Below are 19272 nucleotides of genomic sequence, written 5' to 3' on the forward strand. Positions count from 1 at the left end.
GGGATATCGCTCGGCGGCGTGGTCCCGCAACCCTAAGCAAATCGCCGATGTGGCCTGTTACGCTGGTGCCCCAGCGCTTAAAGAGGCCTTGGCTGAACGAGACTTCGTCGTCTGCGCGCTGCCGCTGACCACCGAAACTCGAGGAATACTTAATTCCGAGACTTTCCGACTGATGAAGCGCGGCGCCTACCTCGTTAATGTCGGACGCGGAGCACACGTCGACGAGGCTGCACTTCTGCACGCCATTGACGCTGGGCAACTGTCAGGCGCCTGCCTCGATGTTTTTACCTCGGAACCGCTCGACCAGGCGAGCCCGCTATGGGCCCATCCGAAGGTGACCATCACACCACATGTGGCAAGCTACTGGGTCGATTCGGGCATAGCGCAGGTGGCAGGTCTGTGCGAGCAGATCAAGTTGGGCAATGACATCACCAATCTCGTAGACCTTGAACGGGGCTACTAAGGGCCCGTATGGCAATAACTGCTTCAGTTCCTTGACGGGATTCGGCCAATTGCGGCGGCCTTATGAAACTAATCGATTCGATAACTTCTGTACGGCCCAAGTGCGGGTTAAGAATTTACTCTTAGTCCGTTAATGGGCGCAAAGCGGACCGGCGCTTATACCGCTCCCGCCCTACGGGCTCAAGATTCACTCAGCGCTCGACGCATTCTGGCAGGTGCACAGGCTTTTCGAAACGGGCCACCGCCTCTGCCTTTGCACAGGGCGGGAAACCGGCGAGCCGCATGGTCTCGATGAGCCGCCGCCTGTCGTCTTCATTTGTGTCAGGAAGGCTAACAAATCCCTCTATGGTAAGATCGGGAAACCATTTCAGTGCTTCCGCAAGCGCGGTTTTCGCTTCCGCCGTTCGGCCGGAGGCGGCCAGCGCAGCTGGGCGATATACCCACATCCGTCGACCGTAGTTCTCCGGACCCATTTGCTTCTGCATGCGAAGCGCGTCTTCATAGCGTCCGGCCATGAAATAGGCAGCAGCAAAAAGCCTCGTACTCGCCATCGGGTAGTTCGGGTTAAGGCGGATTGCCCGATCGGCCATCTCGGCACCGCGCTGCGGCTCGCCGAAGCTGGATGCCAAGAAAGCGTAGAAGCTCAGAATTTCGAACTGGTTCGGCGCCATGCGTAGCGCCGTGTCGAATTCCATCTTGGCACGTGCAAGATCATTCCTGTCGCCGAAACTGAAGCCCAGCACGGCGTGCGCCTCCGCGTCGCTCGGGTCGAGCATGACCGCACGTTCGGCAGCCTCGGCGGCCAGTCGGAAGTTGGCCTCGAAATCGGCGCCGAAACTGGGCATGACGCCATACGCGTGATAGAGCTCGACCCAGGCGCGCGCGAGCCCCGGGTCGAATTCGACGGCGCGTTTGAGGAGCTTGATGGCCTCCTCGACATCGGCGCGATTCATCTTCGCAAGCTTTTCCGTGCCGAGCAGGTACAGCTCGTAGGCAGTAAGGTCGCTTGGCGGCTTGCGATGCGCCGCAATCCGGCCTGCAACCTCGATCACGCCGTGCCCGCCGCCGAGGCGGTTGGAGACCTGCTCGGAGATCTCCGTCTGGATAGCGAACAGATCTTCGTCGGGCCGGTCCCAGCGGTCCGACCATAGATGTTTGCCGGTTGCCGCGTCGAGGAGCTGCGCAGTGATGCGCAGCCGGCCGGCCTGGCGCTGGATCGAGCCTTCGACCACGAAACCGACCCCGAGCGTTTTGGCGATCTCGGCCAAACCGATCGATCTTCCGGCATATGTTTCAGTCGAGTCGTGCGCGATTACTTGAAATTCCGGGAAACGTGCGAGATCGGTGATGATTTCTTCGGTCAGGCCGTTGCCCAGTCGGCGTGCGGACGTCTCCTCACCCAACACGTCGAAGGGCAGCACCGCGACCAAAGGCTTGCCGCCAGGGGAGAGGGGCCGCAGCATCCACCCTGCAGCAGCGGCGACAGCAAGCACAATCAGTAGCGACCCCACAAAGGCGGCGAGCGGTCGCTGGAGCGCGCGATTACTCGTCCGGCTCGTGGCGGGCATCGCAGCCGCATTCGCCTCCGGCAGCGCCAGCATGTAGCCGCGCCGCGACTTGGTCTTCAGGATGGCATGTCCGTCATCCTTCAGTGCGCGTCGGATCTCGTGGATGCATTGCACCAAGCTGTCGTCAGTGACTGCCGTTCCCGCCCACACCGACTGCATCAGCTCACCCTTGGTGACGAGTCGGTTGGGGTTGTTCGACAAATAGCGGAGCACCGCGAACGCCTGCGGCCTGAGATCAATCGGATTGCCCGGCCCGTCGCTCAGCGTTTCGTTGCTCAGGTCCGCAACTACCCCATTGATAAGGAGCCTGGTCGGCGCCGGGGTGTTCATCGGCTATCTCAATGTCGCTGTCTTGCCTGCCTCGCTTCTTACCATAGTTTTCGGCGCCTGGACTGTCGCCCGATCGTCGTTTCTTCGGCAAAAGATCGTACGGCATTCGTTACTCGACAAGCCCTTCGGCTCACCCTCATGGCAACGTCTTCGGCATTGTCCCGAACAGCCGCCCAACCACAAACTCGTTGCATCGAGAGGAGGACCCACCCATGAAGCCGCGATCAGTCAACGCACGTCGTATCGGCATACTTGTGTTCTCACTGTGTGCTCTCGGGCTCATTCCCTCAGCGCCGATGGCCGCGGATGCCAAATTGGTCGTCGAGCCGGTGGTCGAGAAAAAGGTGAAGGAACTGCCACCCGGACCATTGTTCTGGCGGTTGGAGAATTTCCCCACCCTGGCCCAGGCCCAGGGCGCTGCGGGCTCCACCTCGCTTGCGGCGGAGGTCGCAGGCAAGGTCTGGCTGTTCACGCTTGGGCCGAAGGACGGCGCCACTGCCGGCGGAACCAAGGTAACTGAGATTGGTCCCCTCCCATCGGTCAGCGCGAGCGAATACTTGCTGCGCATCAACCGTGCCGGCGGCGCGCCCGGCGCCAAGTCGTCGATCCATTCACATCCGGGACCGGAGGCCTTCTATGTCCTGGCCGGCAAGCTCGGCCAGAGGACGCCCCACGGCGTGGCTTATGCCGAAGCCGAAACGACCATGGTCGGGCATGGCGCCGATACTCCTATGGAAGTGTTCAACGCCGGAACAACCGATCTCGATCAGTTGGCCATCTTCGTGGTGGATGCCAATCGGCCGTTCTCGTCGCCGGCCAGCCTCGATTGAAGCGACATTTCGCTGGGTCGCGCGAATGTTTGGACGGCGACGAGGCGCCACCCCGGCGCTTTCATCACGGCGCGGTATCTACAAGAGCGGCGCATGCTGTTCAGGTATCGCGTCCGCTTGCCCCGAATGCAAATCCTCGATCGCCGCGGCTCGGGCGCCGTTGCGCTGGCATCAACCTGGCCTGCTGCTCCATATGGCGCAACCACGATTTCCACCGTGGCCGCTGACAATGTCGGCTTTCAGGCGGTGGCAAAGCTGACTTTAGGGGCCGATATCAGGCGCGAAGCGGCCAGAAATGCAGAGTCGAGCAGCCGTTGTCACCACGCAAGCCGTTGGCCGTCGCGGAAGAAGCCGCCGGTCGGGCCATAGTTCGGCAAGGTCTCGGCTCAGACGATGCGCTCTGCCGCGAGCACGCGGGTCAGGGCGTTGAGCTTGCCTTGTTTATGGCGGGCATGGCAGGCGCTGGTCCTTCTGCTATAGCTTTGAGTGCAGCCCTTAGGGCGCCGCGGCGCTGTCCCCGCGGCCGTGTAGCCGGGAGCGCTTCGTAATACGGCCCTGCACTAGGCCGGTCCTTACCATCTGCTGATCTTTCGCTTATGGTCGCCGTTTCGATTTCTCCCAGAGCCGCGATGTTGCAAAACTTTGGACCATTCCAACTCGATGAGGAGGCGCGCTCGCTGAGGCTGCGTGGAGCGGCACAGAAGATTCAGCCGCGCGTCTTTGACCTTTTGGCCTACTTGGTAAGGAATGCAGGTCGGGTAGTGCCGAAGGACGAGCTCATGGATGCTCTTTGGCCGGACCTTACGGTTACCGAAGCTTCCCTGCAGCGCGCCGTGAGCTTGGCCCGTCGCGCGCTTGCAGCCGGAGGGTTGGCGAATTCCATCCGCAGCTTCGTCAAGCATGGCTATCGCTTTGGGATCGACGACCCCCTCCTCGGCCAGATTGCGCCGACTGAGGCTAGCGACGATCTGGAGATTTCTGCCGCACGAGACCTGGCGATCCAGCGGGACTGGGCGGGCGCGGCCGAGCGGTTCGACGCCATCTCCCGGACGCGGGAGCTGGACCCAGGCGATCTTGATCTCTGGGCTCTGGCGGTCGAGTGTTGCGGCCGTCCCGTCGCGGCGATCCCAATACTTTCTCGTGCGGTCGCGGCTCATATGCGGATAGGTCAGTTGGTGCGGGCCGCACGAGCAGCCATCACATTGGCAAAAATCCATCTCGAACGCGGGGCGGCGGACGCAGCCATCGGCTGGCTGGAACGGGGCGGCCAGTTGCTGACCGGCTTGAGCGACAGCGGCACGATGGGTTATCTTTTGTGGATGAAGTCGCGCCTTGCCACTTTCGGAGGCCGACCGAAGGAAGCTCTTGAGCTCGCATCGAAGGCATTCGAGCTGGCCGAGCAGACCGACGATCAGGGACTTCGGGCACTGACGCTGGTTTACAAAGGCTTCTACAACCTCTCCCTCGGCAGGGTGAACGAGGGCAGTGAGCAGCAGAACCACGCCGCCGCCATCGCACTCTCCAGTCAGGTCGACCCGATCACCGGCAGCTTGGTCTACTGCAATATCCTTTGGAGCTGTCGCACTTTCGCCGATTGGCCCCGTGCAAGGCAATGGAGCGAAGGCTTCGAGAGCTGGTGTGAAGCCAGTTTCGCGGAAAGCCCAGGCGCCTGCGGTTTGCATCGTGCGGAAATAGTTGGAGCGCAGCGAACGCTCGGCGAGGCCCTGGCTAACATTGAGGCAGCGATTCCGAAGCTGGCGGACGAAGAGGCTTGGTCTCTGGGCGAGGGCTACCGCGTCCGAGGGGACATTCACGCAATGATTGGCGACCTCTCCCAGGCGAAGTCGGACTATGCAATGGCGTATTCGATTGGATGGGACGCTGAACCGGGCAATGCCGTTCTGCTCTTTGAGACAGGCGACGTGGAGGCTGCGCTTGCTACGCTTCACCGTGCTCTAGAGGGGCTCTCTTGGTTTCACCTGCAGCGTCGCGGACTGCTCTTGGTCAATGCCGCTCGCCTAGCCGCCCTGGGCGGTCGGCCGGAATTGGCCGCCGGTTTCCTCGCGGAAATCGACGCCTCCCCGGAGCGCTGGCCTCAGCCTGCGGTGCGGGCGATGATCGCCGAAACCCGCGCCGCTCTCCTCCCCGCCGATAACCCCCAGGCGATGCAGCTTCGTCTCCTCGCCCGTCAGCTTTGGACAAGTGCCGGCGTAGAGTATCACGCGGCACGTCTCCGGATCGACTTGGCGCGTCGCTTCTTCGACATGGGTGACGTTAGCGGCGGCACCTCGGAACTGGCAGCTGCCGAGCGCACCGCCGCGCGTATCGGATCGCCTCGGCTCATGAGCATGGCTGCAAGTCTGGCTCCAGCACCGATCCCGGCTCACGGGAAGCAGCGTGGCGAGAGCGAACACCTCATGATCGCACCAAGCGGCACTTAACGGCTTTCGCTGTCCCTTGATCGGCAAAAGATAAGCGCAGGATAGGTCGACGGTAAGGACGATCTGCGGCAGCCGGCGCTAACTCTGGCCCAGTCATGCAACCCCGCATGGCCATTGCAATGGTGGGCGTCGAACCTGGGCGCCCGTAATCGGGAGAATTGGAAATGCAACTCTACGTTATTCGTCGGCCGAGCGCCTGGGCGTCGCTCGCCGAACTGGAAACCGCCGGCGCCAAGTCAGCACGGATCGGAAACGAAGAAATGCCTGACAGGGTCAGGTGGATCCGCAGCTACGTCGTGCATGAGCCCGACGGTCGCATCGGCACCTTCTGCATCTACCAGGCGCAGGACGGTGCGGCGATCCGCGAACATGCCCATCGCGTGGGCATGCCCGGCGAGGAATTCTATCCGGTCGCCACCACCGTGATCGTGCGGGCTGACCCGGCTGTAGAAGCCGCGGCAGCATGACCCATTAGCCCCGCGGGGCCATAGCTCCGCGGGTGCTCCTCAACCCCTCAGATGGAGGAACATAATGAATTTCCCACAGACGACCTTGCTGGTCGCCACCCTCGCGGCTGGTGCCGTTTGCCAGCCCGTTAAGGCTCACGAACTGGGTTCACGTGGCGACCCCACGGCTATTGCCCAATCGCGGGCCGCCGCAGAAGCTTACTACCACCTCGCCGACGCGACTGCAGCCGGCTACGAGCCGCTCTTCGACTGCACCGACGCGGGCGCCGAGGGGGCCATGGGCCAGCACTACATCAATAAGGGCTACGCCATGGACGGAAAGCTGGTTCTGGATCAGCCGGATGTGATTATGTACGAGCCGCAGGCCGACGGATCGATGCATCTGGTAGCGCTCGAGTACATCGTGTTCAAGGCACAGTGGCAGGGTTCGGAGGCACCGAGTTTCCTAGGTCAGGAGCTGAAGCTCAAGTCCAAGGTCGGTGTTCACCCGGTGGATCCATACTATGAGCTCCACGTCTGGCACTGGCGCTCCAATCCCAGCGGCATGATGGCGGACAACAACCGCAGTGTTAGCTGCGCTCACAGCGGCTGATGCGCTTGCATCGGCCCGCAAGTGCGGGCCGATGCAACGACCTCGGCGTTTGGGACAGCCGCCTCCATCCGGGTGGCGGAGTTGAAACCGGACAGAGGTGGGAAGCTCAGGCTGGGCACCGAGCATCTCCAGGTATTTTGGGCGGGACCTGGGACGACGCAAATTGACCAAGGCGGACATTCCCGAGTGCGGAATAAGCTCCTCGAAGCGGGCGTTGGGCGAGACCGGAAATCTCCGACTTCGTCGTACGTTCTTCGGCCGCTGCCCGTTCTTTGCCCGGTTGGAAGTCAACCGAGAAACATCGTTCCCGCAAGATTTCAGACGGGGCTGATCGGCACCGCCGCCGGGGGCCGCTTCAGTGTGCTCGCGTATGTGTGAATCTTTGCTGTATGGGCAAGCACCTCGGCCTTGCTTGGCCCGCGAACTATGACCGCCCAGTCGGTCGACGACGGGCGGGTATCCATCCCAAATGAACGAGACATGATCTGATCTCCTGTGGTTTCGGTTGTGGCGCCTTCTTGGCGCACTTGCGGAGATCGCAGCTTCGCAGGGAAGCAAGCGTTTGAACGCCCGTTGTTTTTGTCAGACCCGACCGGCAGGGCGTCCACAGCCGTTCTGACGCAAAAACCTCTCGATTTCACACTGTCGTTCCCACTGCACGTCAAACGCTGCCGGCCGAGGTTTAGCCGTCCGGGGCGATCCCGGTCGCGCAACATTCGAACCCAGGAGTGAATGACATGCAGGATGATACAATGATCATGGAAAAGTCTCCCGTTAAGAAGGCGCCGCGGGAGCCGAGGAACGGCGTCGACACGCCCACCCTTCTGGCCACCATCAACGCCGTCGCGGGGCAGCCGGAGCTTGCCCAGTTCAAATTCCGTGCCAAGAGCCGCTGGATTGCCGGCACCCACAGCAGCAGCACGATGGCCAACTTCTTCGGCGCCGGCGCGGAGCAGTCTCACATGATGGCCTACCAGGCCGACAGCGACCATCCAGCGGTCCTGTGCGGCACAGACAACGGCCCGACGCCGGTCGAATACCTCCTCCACGCGCTTGCTTCCTGCCTCACGGCCGGCATCGCGAACATCGCGGCCGTGCGCGGGGTTACGCTGCATGAGGTGGAATCGACCGTCGAAGGCGACATCGACCTTCGCGGCATCCTCGGCATCTCCAACGAGGTCCGCAACGGCTACCAAGGCATCCGTATCTCCTTCAAGATCAAGGGCGATGCTCCGGCTGAGAAGCTCGAGGAAATCGTAATGCAGTCGCGCGCCCGTTCCGCGGTGTTCGACGTGCTGACCAACGGCGTGCCGGTCTCGGTTGCCGTGAAAGGCTGACTTTGGTCGGAAGTGCAATATCGCCGGCCTTGTCCTGGAAAGGATGGCGCCGGCGATCTGTTGCCCCCTGCTTACAAGGCGCGAATTCAATGCAGTGTACAGACGTGGCCATTATTGGTGCCGGACAGGCGGGTCTAGCCATGAGCCGGTGCCTGTCAGAGCGCGGGGTCTGCCACGTCGTGCTGGAGCGTGGCCGGATCGCGGAGCGCTGGCGCAGCGAACGGTGGGATTCCCTCCGCCTGCTGACGCCCAACTGGATGACGCGCCTGCCCGGCGGCGGCTATCGCGGGGCCGATCCCGACGGTTTCATGACAATGGCTGAGACCGTCGGGTTCTTGGAGAATTACGCATGCTCGATCACCGCGCCGGTAGTGGACGGTGTAGAGGTGCTTTCGACCGAAAGGATCGACGGAGGCTTCCGGCTGCTGACCGATCGCGGTCAATGGAGCGTGCGTGCGGTGGTAGTTGCGACCGGATACAGTGACAGGCCGCGGATTCCGCCAATCGCAAAGCAGATCTCCTCCCGTGTCAGGCAGATCGTGCCGCGGGACTATCGCAATCCTCGGCAGCTGGCTCAGGGCGGCGTTCTCGTGGCCGGGGCCTCCGCGACGGGAATACAACTCGCGGAGGAGATCCATCGCTCCGGGCGCCCGGTAACCCTGTCGGTCGGCAGTCATACACGCCTGCCGAGGCTTTACCACGGGCACGACATCCTGTGGTGGCTCGACCGGCTGGGAATGCTTGCCAAGCCCGTCGCCGAAGTTTCGGATCTAGCTGCGGCACGGCGGCAGCCGTCGCTGCAGCTAATAGGTACACCCGAGCGCAGGTCGCTCGACCTCGCCGGCCTTCGGGAGCAAGGCGTTCGTCTTGTTGGTCGAGCGGTTGCCGCTTACGATACACGCATTCGGTTCAATGGCGATCTCGCCGACACGACCATGGCGGCGGAACGTACGCTGAGGCGCGTGCTGGCCAATATAGACCGCGCGGCCGCCGGCGAGGGCCGCTACTCCATCGGTCCCGGTTCCATTCCGAGCCTGATCCTGAGCGCCGAACCGACCGAAATCGATCTCATCGACCAAGGTATCGAGACCGTCATATGGGCCACCGGCTATCGCCGGGAATACCCATGGCTGAAACTGGATGTGTTCGATGGCCGGGGCGAAATTCAGAACGATGGTGGCGTCTGCGCGTATCCGGGACTTTACGTGCTCGGCCTCAATTTCATGCGCCATCGAAGCTCCAGCTTCCTTGACGGCGTCGGCCGCGATGCGGAGGCGCTGGCGGCCCACGTGGCAATGTTTCTCAACGCCTCCCGCCGAGCCGCGGCCTGACCGCCGAATACAACGCTGGCGCGGCAAAAATCGACGTTGCCTTCAACGGTGACGCTCACGGCAGACCACGACAAGGGGCTCCACTGGCGCCGCAGTCAGCGCCCGCAACCATGGAGAAAATCAAATGAGTGCAATGGTGAACCCATCCCTGTCCCTCACCACAACGCGAGGTTTGCGCTGGGCTGGCGGAACAATGCTGGCCGCAGTCTGGCGTTCCATTCGCATCCAGCGGGACCGTCGACAGCTTTATGAGTTGCCGGACTACATCCTGCGCGACGTCGGCATCACCCGCTCCGAGATCAACTCGATCACCTCCTTTGCCGGGCGTGATCCCAGCCGCCGCACCCGGCCTTGAGCCGGCACGAAGGAGGTCGTCCGATGAGCGCCGCATCGACGTTCTGCGTCTCGCATAAAGCGTGCCACGCACCGCTTGTCATCGCCCTGCACTGCTCCGGCGGCAGCGGACGGCAGTGGCGCAACCTGACGGAGCGGCTCGATGACAGCTACCGGTTCATCGCACCCGATTTGATCGGGGCACCGGGCGCCGGCACCTGGAATGGTGCCGGCACTTTCCGTTTGGCCGACGAAGCCGCCGGGATGCTGGAGATGATCGACCACCATGACGGGCCTGTGCATCTTGTTGGCCATTCCTATGGTGGTGGATTGGCCCTGCATATAGCAGCGATGCGTCCAGACAGACTGGCCAGCCTCTCCCTTTATGAACCGTCTGCCTTTCACCTGCTGCGCCAGCTGGACTCTGAGGGCCACGAGGCGCTCGGCGAAATCTCGTCGATCGCAGGCGCGATACACGACAGCTTGATCAACGGTAGCTACCTGGCCGCGACAGCTCGTTTCATCGACTACTGGAGCGGAGCCGGCACCTTCGACGCGATGAAGCCGGAACTTCAGGCGGCACTCGTGCGGTTTCTGCCGAAGGCCAGCCTCGACTTCCACGCGTTGATCCACGAGTCGACGCCGGCGAGCGAATATGCCCGATTTGGCTTTCCGGTCTTGATACTGCGTGGCGAATTTGCACCAGTTCCGACGCGGCTCATCGCCTGCGAACTGGTTTCTCGCGTTCCGGCCGCGATCGGGGCGATTGTTCCTGGCGCCGGACACATGGGGCCGCTGACCCACGCAGACCTGGTGGCGGATCGTTTGGTCCGGCAGATATTGTTCCATGATACCGCAGGATCGCGAGCTGCGTGACCGCGGCTTGCTCGCCTAGGCAGCGCAAACCTTCGAAGCAGATCCTTGGATGCGGAGGAATCACACCGTAGCGGCTATGCGATCGCGCACGATATTTCCGGCCGGGTCCTCCGTGTCAGAGAAATCTTCCCGCATCTGCATTTCGGCGTATAGCTTGCTCGCTTCCGCGAGAGTGGCATCCGCACCAGCGATTTTACCGCGCCGCTTCGCCAGCCCGAGAGCTAGCAAGGAGCGGGCAAGCTCCGGCCGTAATTCAACCCGCCGGGCAAGATCGCAGGCCTGTTCGAGCCAGTTAATGGCAGATCTGGAAGGTTTGAGTTCCGCAAGGCCGCGCAGTACCATGACCTCGCTCCACGGGTCGCCGCGTCCGCGCGCAAGCTCGAGCGCATGGCCGAGATTGGCCGCAGCTTCCGGCTCACAGAGGCGCGTACGCACGCATGCGAGCACCGCGCGCGCGTGACATTCGAACTGGGCAAGATCGAGCCGCTCAGCCTCGGTCACTGCCATTTCCAAGGTGGCGCCCGCGTCGTAGTTGCGGCCGAGCAGGAATTCCGCATGCCCGAGCACAGTCAACAGCCATGGCCGGAGTAGGATAAATGCGCTGGTCGCGGCTTCGGAGGACCAAAACTGCAGCGCCTCGACAAGCGCCGGATCGGGCCCGCGCAGGACGCCCACCACACCGGTAAAATAGGCGGCCGCGCAGCTGTCGATCGGGCGCGCCACTTCGGCGGCGACCTTCTGCAATCCCGCAAGCGAACGCTCCGCATCGTCGAACCGGCCAAGGCGCGCTTCCGCCTGCGCGCGATGCCCCAGGTACCAAACCGCACGCGCACCGAGCTGTCCGAAACGCTCCAGACGCCAGGCTTTGGTGAACCTCTCCTCATGCGGAACAAGGCGCTCCAGCACCTGCCGCGCCTCGCTGCGGATCAGAAGCGCCTGTGAGGTGGCCAGATCCGACTCGCTTATGCAGCGCTGCACGCCATTTGCCATCGCGCCGCGCTTGAGTGTGTCGGCCGGTTCCAGCGCCTCCTCGTAGCGGCCGTGGGAGCTGTTTAGATAGCTCAAGTGGAGCAACACGTCGGAGATGAGTTGCGGGTCGCCCAGTTCCATGGCCAGTTCGCGCGCTTCCAACAGCTGCGGCAGCGCCTTCCGGTAGGCACCAAGCGCGCCGTAGGCGGGCCGCATCCGCACCCGCAGGTTGATCGCCTGGGCGAGAGTTTTGGGATTCCGGGGCAATGCGGTGACTGCTTTGCGGGCGTTTTCGAGGAACTGGACCGCGGCGGAATAGGCCGAGCGTTCCTCAGCCCGACCCGCCGCTTGCAGCAGATAATCCGCGGCAGGTTCCCATGCCTCGGCACGAAGCGCGTGTTCGGCCAGTTCCTCGATGTGGTGATTCAGCGATCCGGCATAGAGTCTGTCCATTGCAACCAATGCAGCCCGATGCAGCCTTTTTCGGTCCTCCGCCAGCAGCGATTCGTAGGTCACCTTGAGCGTCAACGCGTGCTTGAACGTATATTCCACGTGAGGATAGCTCTGGACCTCGAACAGGAATTCCAAACTCTGCAGTTTGGCCAGACATGCCTCCAGCTCGGCCGCCGGTAGCGGCGAGAGCGCCCTCAGCAGCGGATACGGAACATTCTTGCCGATAACCGAAGCGACTTGGAGTATCTGCCTTTCCGAGTCACCCAGCTGCTGGATGCGTGCGGCGATGAGCGATTGAACCGTCGACGGGATGGTGATGGATTCCACGGGTCTCTTGAGCTCGTAGCAGCCCGACTGGCCGGCAAGGACACCATCCGCAACCAGTCCGCGCACCATTTCCTCCAGAAACAGCGGCGTGCCCTCGGCCCGCTCGGCAAGCGATTGCCGAAGTTCCCCGAGGCTAGGATCGGATCCCAGCAATTCGGTAAGGAATTGCTCCATTTCGTCCCGCGCGAACCGCTCCAGCCTTACCTGCTGGAAATAACCGCGGCGGTTCCATTCGTGCCGGTACTGCGGCCTGTAGGTGGCGAGCAGCATGATACGGTTGGCGCCCATGACCTCGACCAGCCTGTTCATTACGGCCTCGCTCTCGGCATCGATCCAGTGCAGATCCTCGATAAGAACGGCCACGGGCGAGGCCTGACTCAAGGCAACGAGGAAAGCGCTCATCGCCTCGGATACCCGTGAGGTCCGCTCCCGCGCATCGAGATGCGGCCAGGAAGAATCGTTGATCGGCAGGTCCGCGAGGAAGCAAAGCGGCGCCGTATGACGTGGATCCAGGTCCAGTTCCGCCTGTTTGAAGGCAAACAGGCGCTGGGCTTCCGCCAAGCCGTCTTCGCCGCGAATGCCACAAGCCGAGAGCAGCAGCTTCTTTACGGCGCCCAGAGTAACTGACGAATCAAACTCCAGACCGCCGCATTCAAGCACAGTAAAACCGGCCACCTCGTCGAGGGAGAGAAATTCATGGGCAAGCCTCGACTTGCCGATGCCGGGGTCGGCGACGATCCCGACGACCTGGCCGTGGCCCTCCCGGACGCGGCGCCAGGTTGCAAGGAGGATTTTGAGCTCGAGCTCGCGCGCCACCAGTCCGGTAAGGCCGCGGTTGGCCCTCAGGTGCCAGCGCGACAGAGCGTGATTTTCGCCCAAAAGCTCGTAAATGCGTTCGTCGCGGCCAAGTTGCGGATACTCCGAATGCGCTAAGCGGTGCATCTGCACATAGCCCCCGGCGGCGGCGCGCGCCCGGCCTGTTGCGGCGATCGTCGCACGGTGCAAGGCACGCATCAGCCGGTTGGCTGCACGCGGCGCGGCTCCGGCCAGTTCAACCTTGCTGGCTTCGGTCGTCCATTGCTGCCGTACGATCACCTCGCCGGTGTCTATTCCGGCCCTCAACTGGATCCCGCCCTGGGAAAGCTCCTCCACAGCTAGCTTGGCCGCAAGCGCGGCGCGGCATGCAAGATAAGCGTGGTCCTCGGTGGCGCGAGCGAGGCCGAATGCTGCGGTGATTGTCCCGTCAGCAGCCGACGTGACGACGCCGCCATGGCTCTCCACGACTTGTATCACGCGATCCTCGACGGGCTGGAATTCGCGGATTGCCACTTCTGGGTCCTCCGTTTCGAGGAGATGCATGGGACTGATCACTTCCGTGGCCAGCACTGTGATGTACTGCCGCGAGCGGTTGATCCCCAAGGACGCCGGAGGGCCTGCCAGTTGCTGCGTCTGTTCGGGGTCGGCAAGGAAACGACGCGTTTCGTCCACGAAGGTTGCGAATGCCGGTTCATGGCCAAGTAACACGTGGTTGACGCTGTCGAGCGCGACGAAACGGGCGCCGGGGATTTTGCCGGCCATCGCCTGGCCGTGATCGAACGGAATGACGGCGTCCCTCGTGGCATGCATCACCAGGGTTGGAACGCGAATCCGCGGTAACAGCTCGTCCACGTCGATTACTGCGCCTTCCTCGAAGATGCGATGGGCAATCTCCGGCGAGACGGTGTTGCGTTGCAGTTCGTTATACCAGTTCCTCTGTTCCGGCGTTGCTTCCGGAATGAAGAGGGAGGTGAACATCTGCCGGAACACCGGGTCGTCTTGGCCCCAGCCCTCCTGTATCAGCGCTCCCATGGCCTCGCGGCGCGCTATTTCGCGCTGACTGCCCCGTTTGCGCCAGCCTTTGGCAAATCCGCCATACAGCACCATCCCCGCGACGCGCTCGGGATGCCGGGCGGCATAGGCTATCGAAACGGCGCACCCCTGGGAAATGCCGAGCAGGGAAACGCGGCGCAGACCGGCCGCATCGATGATGCTCTCCAGGTCGGCGACCATGGCATCAAAGGATAGGTCGGCCGGATACCGGTCCGACAGGCCGTTGCCGCGCTGGTCGTAGCGTATCAGCTGGTAGTGCGAGGAAAGGCCCTCGATCCAATGCTTCCACACCGGACTGTCCCATTCGAGCTCGAGATGGGACATCCAGTGGGCTGCCCTTACCAAAGGAGGGCCTTGACCACTCAAGGAATAGGCCAGGCGCGCGCCGTCCGGAGTAGTGCACCGGCGGATCTCCTGCGCGAGGGCCCGCTCCGGCAAAGGGGAGAGATCCATCTCCGCCGCCGGCCAAACCGGCGGAGTGACGGTCTCACCGGTGGGAGCGGTCCCGGTGTCGGTTCTCAAAGCGCGGCTCTGGACCATGGCGGATTGCCGTGCTGCCTCGCTCAGCCGGCGGATGTCCGCCCGAAGAGCCTCGTCCTCGGGCTCCAACCCATGCAGGACATGCGCGTGCGTAAGAGCACGCGCCGGCTCATCCGCCAGCCTGTCGACGAGCATCCGAAGGATGCGCAGATGCGTCACGTGCAGTTCGTCGGCGGTCGCAATGCGCCAAGCTTCGAATTCCGGACAGCGCGGCAGTGAGAGATCATCCAGGAAACATCCGCGGAACGCCCCAGCGAGGGCCTCCAGTTTCTCCCGATCGAGAGCCTCTATGTCACGAACATCGAGGCCGCGGAGCGGCGCGATGTCCAGCACGATTTCGCTGGTGTTCAGGCGAACTACGCTGCGGTCGGCTTCCAGAATTCCGCTGTTCCCGAAGTCGACGACCCGCCTTATCTTGGAGAGACTCCAGCGCAGGGCGCCGCGAGGATCGTCCGGTACCTCCCAGAACATTTCGCAAAGGCGCTCGCGCCGCTGCGGGCGCTCTACGAGCGCAAGATAGGCCAGCAGCGCCCGCGTCTTTTTCGAAGGCGGCAAGGAAACGACCTCGCCATGGCGAAGGACGGTCAGATCTCCAAGAACGCGAATTTCGAGCGACACTTTGCCAATCCCAGCGCGCCTGCTAAATTAGCGATGGATTGTATCAAGTCCGTGCCGCTGCAGAGAGCGTTCGTTTCAGAAGCGCGAGGTTTCCGCTTGCGCTCTGATTTGCTCTTTTGTTTGTGGGGAAGCCGACACCGACAAGTGCAGGTGAAGCCGAGCCGAACGGGATCACGCCCGTTTCGACTCTCGCTTTGGTGATGACGACGACGCTCCAAACAGCCGGGAGGCGGGATCTCACGCTGCCGCGCGCACCCATCGGGGCAGCAGGCTCTCGGGATTTGCGCATGCGCCGGACGTGTAGTGTGCGCCGACGAACTCCAGCCGGGCGGCGAGCGTGCCGTCCCGCCAGGCCGCAAGCGTATCCATGCAGCCACCGATATGCTCGCCGCCGACGAAGACCTGCGGGATTGTGGGCGAACCGATCCGGGCCCTCAGGGCCTTGCGGATTTCCCCGTCCAGGCCGTTCTTCTGGAATTCCGGAGTATCGATTTCGATGGACCTGTAGGCGATTCCGGCACGGTCGAAGAGCTTTCTTACCGTCCAGCAGAATTCGCACCATGTCAGAGCGAACATGACCACCGGACGCTCCGGATCATGGATCGCCTCATCGACTAGCGCATGCGCCGACGGTTCGATTTGGATTTCGTTCACGGGTGCCGATGAAAGGACGAAGGACGGCGGCCGGTCGAAGCGGTAGCCGGGTGTGGAGTGAGAGATCGCCTCTTCGGCTGCCGACATTTCCTCGCTGATGTTATCGAAGAGGATCGTACTGAGATACCGCTCCCCCGTATCAGGCAACATACACAGCACGTTCCGGTCCGGGCCGACGCGTCGAGTGATTTCCAGTGCCCCGCTCAAGGTTGCCCCGCCGGAGATGCCAGCCAGTATTCCTTCTTCCGTCGCAAGCCGGCGCGCGGCTTTCAGAGCGCTGGCGCCTGAAACGGGCAGGATTTCGTCCACGAGATCGTCAGCCATAGCTTTGCCTACGATCTGCGGAATGAAATCAGGGCTCCACCCCTGCATCGGGTGCGGCCGGAAGCGAGTATGCGCCCGTGTCGGCAGTCCTTGTTCGTCGAAGCTTTGCGGAATGCCACTCGACAGCAGCGCCGAATTGTCAGGCTCGCAGACGATGATCCGCGTTTCCGGGCGCTCGCGCTTGAGCACTCGCGCCACACCGGCAAGCGTTCCGCCGGTCCCGGTGCCGGTAACCCAGTAGTCGAGTGGACGGTCTTGGAATGCCGCGAGGATTTCGAGCGCAGTCGTGCGGGCATGGATATCGGCGTTGACGGGCGTCTCGAATTGCCGGCAGAGGAACCAGCCGTGCAATCCGGCCAACTCGACCGCCTTGGCAAGCATGCCGCTGCCGCGCTCGACGGCAGGGGTTAACACGACCTTGGCACCGAAGAAACGCATCAGCTTGCGGCGTTCGACGCTGGCGTTTTCCGGCATGACGATGACGAGCGGGTAGCCTTTCCTCGCACAAACCATGGCAAGTCCTATGCCCGTGTTGCCGCTCGTCGCCTCGATCACCGTCTGGCCAGGCCGAAGTGCACCGGAACCCTCCGCCTCTTCGATGACCGCGGCGGCAAAACGGTCCTTGATCGAGCCGCCAGGATTGAACGCCTCGATCTTGGCATAGAGCGAAGCGGTGCCGTTGTTGATGCGGGAAAGGCGAACGACCGGCGTATCGCCGATCGTGTCGAGAATGCTGTCGTAGATACTGCTCATCTCAGCTGGTCCTTGATTGGTGACGACGGTGCTCCGCCAGTCTCATCGATCTCTGAGGTTGGCAGGACGACCGTGGTCTGCAGCGTTCGAACCACCGTGGAATTAAGTGGATTTCGACGTTTGAATCAAAGGCTCATCGCAGGGTTCGGAAGTCGGCCGCATGGTATCTGCGCTCTCGCGCCGGATGACGCTGCCAATACGCCCAAAATCACGAGATTGGCCGCGCCTGCGACAAATGCCCCCAGGAACGCGGGGCCATAGCTGCCGAAGCTGTCATAGACGAAGCCGCCGAAATAACCGGCCACGCCCATGCCCACCCAGCCGATCAGCATGACGATGCCGAGTGACTGGCCAAAGCGTTCGGCTGGCGCAAATTGGCGCACGCAAAGGATCAGGCACGTCATGTTTCCGGCAAAGCCGAAGCCGAAAACCGACGACAGCGCCAGTAGGCTCAGCTGCTGGTCCAGCGCTGGAAAAATCGCAACGCATGCCGTCTGAATGAAGGACGCGAGGGCATAGGCGGCAAGATTGCCTGCCCGGTCGGCGAGGAGCCCGAATGCGATCCGCCCGATGCCGCCGAACAGCATGGCGATCAGCAGACTAAGCGATCCGACGTCCGAAGACCCGCACACGGCCGTGACGAAACTTGTGAGGTGTATCAGCGGGAAGCCCATGCAGGCGCAGCAGAGAAAGGCTGCGGCAGATAGCAGCGTCATCGGAGAAAGCCGGCCACCTTGGAAACCTGGTCTTGCTGAAGACTGCACCGGTGCGGCAACCACACGATCGACGGGCGGCGCCTGCACCGCCGGCATGGAGATCGCCAGCGCGGCCAGCGTCGCCGCCGCCATGATCGCGTATGCGAGGCGCCAGCCGACGCCGTCGATCAGGGCATTTGCGGCGTAGGGCATTATGCCCTGACCCAAGGCTCCGCCTGCTGTGACGATCCCTATCGCCAGGCCGCGGCGGCGGTCGAACCAGTGCCCGGTTACGGCAAGTACCGGCGCGTAGAGACACGCAAAGCCTATCCCGCCCAAGACGAAATTGGCCGCATAGATCTGCCAGAGCGAACAGGCGAAGGAAAGCGCGGCGAGCGCGATCACCATGCCGGCCGAGCCGATGAATAGCAGGGTTTTGATACTCACGCGATCCGACAGCCGGCCCCAGAGCAGCCCGCCCACCGCCATGCCGATGCTTGACAGCGTGTAGGCAAGGCTGATGTCGGCTCTCGACCAGCCAAACTCCGCCTCAAGCGGTCTGATGAAGACGGATGTCAGAGCTAGGCTGCCAAATCCGAATGCCATCGCGGTCGTAGCGCCGGCCGCGGCCAAAAGACCGCGCAGCGGCATTGCGCTGCCCAGAGGCGCCCTGCCTCGAGTCGGTGATGATTGACGATTCGAAATGTTCCTGCCCTCGAAAGACTTCTTCGAGGCTGTCATCGGCCAGGGGTATGGAAGCAGGCGTGTGCGTCAGCGTGGAAAATTATAATGCGGACCGTGGAAACGGCTACATAGAAACCTCCAATCTCCTTCCTTGTGGGGTAAGTGCCGCACGCTGCCGTGTGTAGAGAAATTCAAGGTGCCGCAAAGCCGCAGAAACAGAAGCGCCGCATCAGTTGGGCCGAACTGTGGAAGATTCGGCCTGACCTGAAGCCGGTGAATGACAATGAGCAAACGCCTAGGTCGGCTCGCCCAATTCTGCTTCGTTTCTTGCCGTCGGGCGACGCTCGTCATCGATAGGCGGAAGCTGCATAACCTCCGCCTCGGTGCGACCGAACTCACGGCCGATTTGAAATGCCGCGAACAGCGCGCCAAGGCCGATCAAGAATCTAAGCATAGGGGTCTCCTTCGGCTCAGTAACCCGACGGGCGGCGGTTTGTTCCAAGGGACGGGAACCGCAATGAACAGTGCCCGTTGCCTATGATCGATTGGTGAGGAGACGCAGAGATGGCCCGAAAAAAATCGACCAAAACGAGCCGGGTTAAGAAGGGGGCCGATCTTGAAGTTGAGCACCTGACGGAAGTGTCAGACGTGACACCGAAACAGGCGCGAACACTGCTTCGCAAGCACGGTGCCGACTGGCAGAAGCTGAAGGACGAAGCCGAAGATTTGAAGGAAGACTGACCAGGTATCCGAGGCAAGCCTGATACAAGAATACTCGCCTGATCTGACGGGGAAGGTAACTATAGCGTCAGCTTCGCC

At 62.4% G+C, this 19272-nt stretch carries 15 protein-coding genes; 10 read left to right on the plus strand and 5 right to left on the minus strand.

What is annotated here, in order from left to right; genetic code table 11:
- The coding region (locus AC0L2K_RS32655; protein WP_473533364.1) for an NAD(P)-dependent oxidoreductase at positions 1 to 463 on the plus strand (463 nt) is incomplete at its 5' end.
- Between the two features lie 190 nt (positions 464 to 653).
- Here the strand turns inward: AC0L2K_RS32655 and AC0L2K_RS32660 are convergent.
- Positions 654 to 2360 carry a winged helix-turn-helix domain-containing protein gene (locus AC0L2K_RS32660; protein ID WP_128169659.1) on the minus strand — a complete coding sequence of 569 codons (1707 nt, stop codon included), beginning with the start codon at positions 2358 to 2360 and terminating at the stop codon, positions 654 to 656.
- Positions 2361 to 2572: 212 nt separating this feature from the next.
- On the opposite strand from AC0L2K_RS32660, the gene AC0L2K_RS32665 reads away from it, so the two are divergent.
- From AC0L2K_RS32665 to AC0L2K_RS32700, 8 genes are all read left to right on the plus strand, one after another.
- Entirely contained in the window at positions 2573 to 3190 is a 618-nt protein-coding gene (locus AC0L2K_RS32665) for a cupin domain-containing protein (RefSeq protein WP_023797387.1), read from the plus strand.
- Between the two features lie 596 nt (positions 3191 to 3786).
- Positions 3787 to 5631, plus strand: coding sequence for a winged helix-turn-helix domain-containing protein (locus tag AC0L2K_RS32670; RefSeq protein ID WP_473533365.1), 1845 nt, complete (start codon positions 3787 to 3789; stop codon positions 5629 to 5631).
- Between the two features lie 164 nt (positions 5632 to 5795).
- Complete coding sequence (locus AC0L2K_RS32675; protein WP_023797384.1) at positions 5796 to 6098, plus strand: nickel-binding protein; 303 nt, start codon at positions 5796 to 5798, stop codon at positions 6096 to 6098.
- Between the two features lie 64 nt (positions 6099 to 6162).
- Positions 6163 to 6690 (plus strand): hypothetical protein, encoded by a 528-nt coding sequence (locus AC0L2K_RS32680; RefSeq protein ID WP_473533366.1) that lies wholly within the window; start codon positions 6163 to 6165, stop codon positions 6688 to 6690.
- Between the two features lie 737 nt (positions 6691 to 7427).
- Positions 7428 to 8027 (plus strand): OsmC family protein, encoded by a 600-nt coding sequence (locus tag AC0L2K_RS32685; RefSeq protein WP_084833613.1) that lies wholly within the window; start codon positions 7428 to 7430, stop codon positions 8025 to 8027.
- Positions 8028 to 8116: 89 nt separating this feature from the next.
- On the plus strand, positions 8117 to 9358 hold the full coding sequence (locus AC0L2K_RS32690; protein WP_023797381.1) for an NAD(P)-binding domain-containing protein: 1242 nt from the start codon (positions 8117 to 8119) through the stop codon (positions 9356 to 9358).
- A gap of 124 nt (positions 9359 to 9482) precedes the next feature.
- Complete coding sequence (locus tag AC0L2K_RS32695; protein WP_128169656.1) at positions 9483 to 9713, plus strand: YjiS-like domain-containing protein; 231 nt, start codon at positions 9483 to 9485, stop codon at positions 9711 to 9713.
- A gap of 23 nt (positions 9714 to 9736) precedes the next feature.
- Entirely contained in the window at positions 9737 to 10567 is an 831-nt protein-coding gene (locus AC0L2K_RS32700) for an alpha/beta fold hydrolase (RefSeq protein ID WP_473533367.1), read from the plus strand.
- 60 nt (positions 10568 to 10627) lie between these two features.
- Here AC0L2K_RS32700 and AC0L2K_RS32705 read toward each other — a convergent pair whose 3' ends face one another.
- The 4 genes from AC0L2K_RS32705 to AC0L2K_RS32720 all read right to left on the minus strand — a co-directional run bounded on the left by AC0L2K_RS32705 (position 10628) and on the right by AC0L2K_RS32720 (position 18907).
- Complete coding sequence (locus tag AC0L2K_RS32705) at positions 10628 to 15343, minus strand: alpha/beta fold hydrolase (RefSeq protein WP_473533368.1); 4716 nt, start codon at positions 15341 to 15343, stop codon at positions 10628 to 10630.
- A gap of 237 nt (positions 15344 to 15580) precedes the next feature.
- Positions 15581 to 17074, minus strand: coding sequence for a cysteine synthase A (gene cysK, locus AC0L2K_RS32710; RefSeq protein ID WP_473533369.1), 1494 nt, complete (start codon positions 17072 to 17074; stop codon positions 15581 to 15583).
- 125 nt (positions 17075 to 17199) lie between these two features.
- Entirely contained in the window at positions 17200 to 18402 is a 1203-nt protein-coding gene (locus AC0L2K_RS32715; protein ID WP_287377467.1) for an MFS transporter, read from the minus strand.
- A 346-nt stretch (positions 18403 to 18748) separates the two neighbouring features.
- Positions 18749 to 18907 carry a hypothetical protein gene (locus tag AC0L2K_RS32720; protein ID WP_287230153.1) on the minus strand — a complete coding sequence of 53 codons (159 nt, stop codon included), beginning with the start codon at positions 18905 to 18907 and terminating at the stop codon, positions 18749 to 18751.
- A 110-nt stretch (positions 18908 to 19017) separates the two neighbouring features.
- On the opposite strand from AC0L2K_RS32720, the gene AC0L2K_RS32725 reads away from it, so the two are divergent.
- Entirely contained in the window at positions 19018 to 19194 is a 177-nt protein-coding gene (locus AC0L2K_RS32725; protein ID WP_084833610.1) for a hypothetical protein, read from the plus strand.
- Positions 19195 to 19272 lie beyond the last annotated feature (78 nt).

The organism is Mesorhizobium sp. WSM4817 (genome assembly GCF_055811135.1).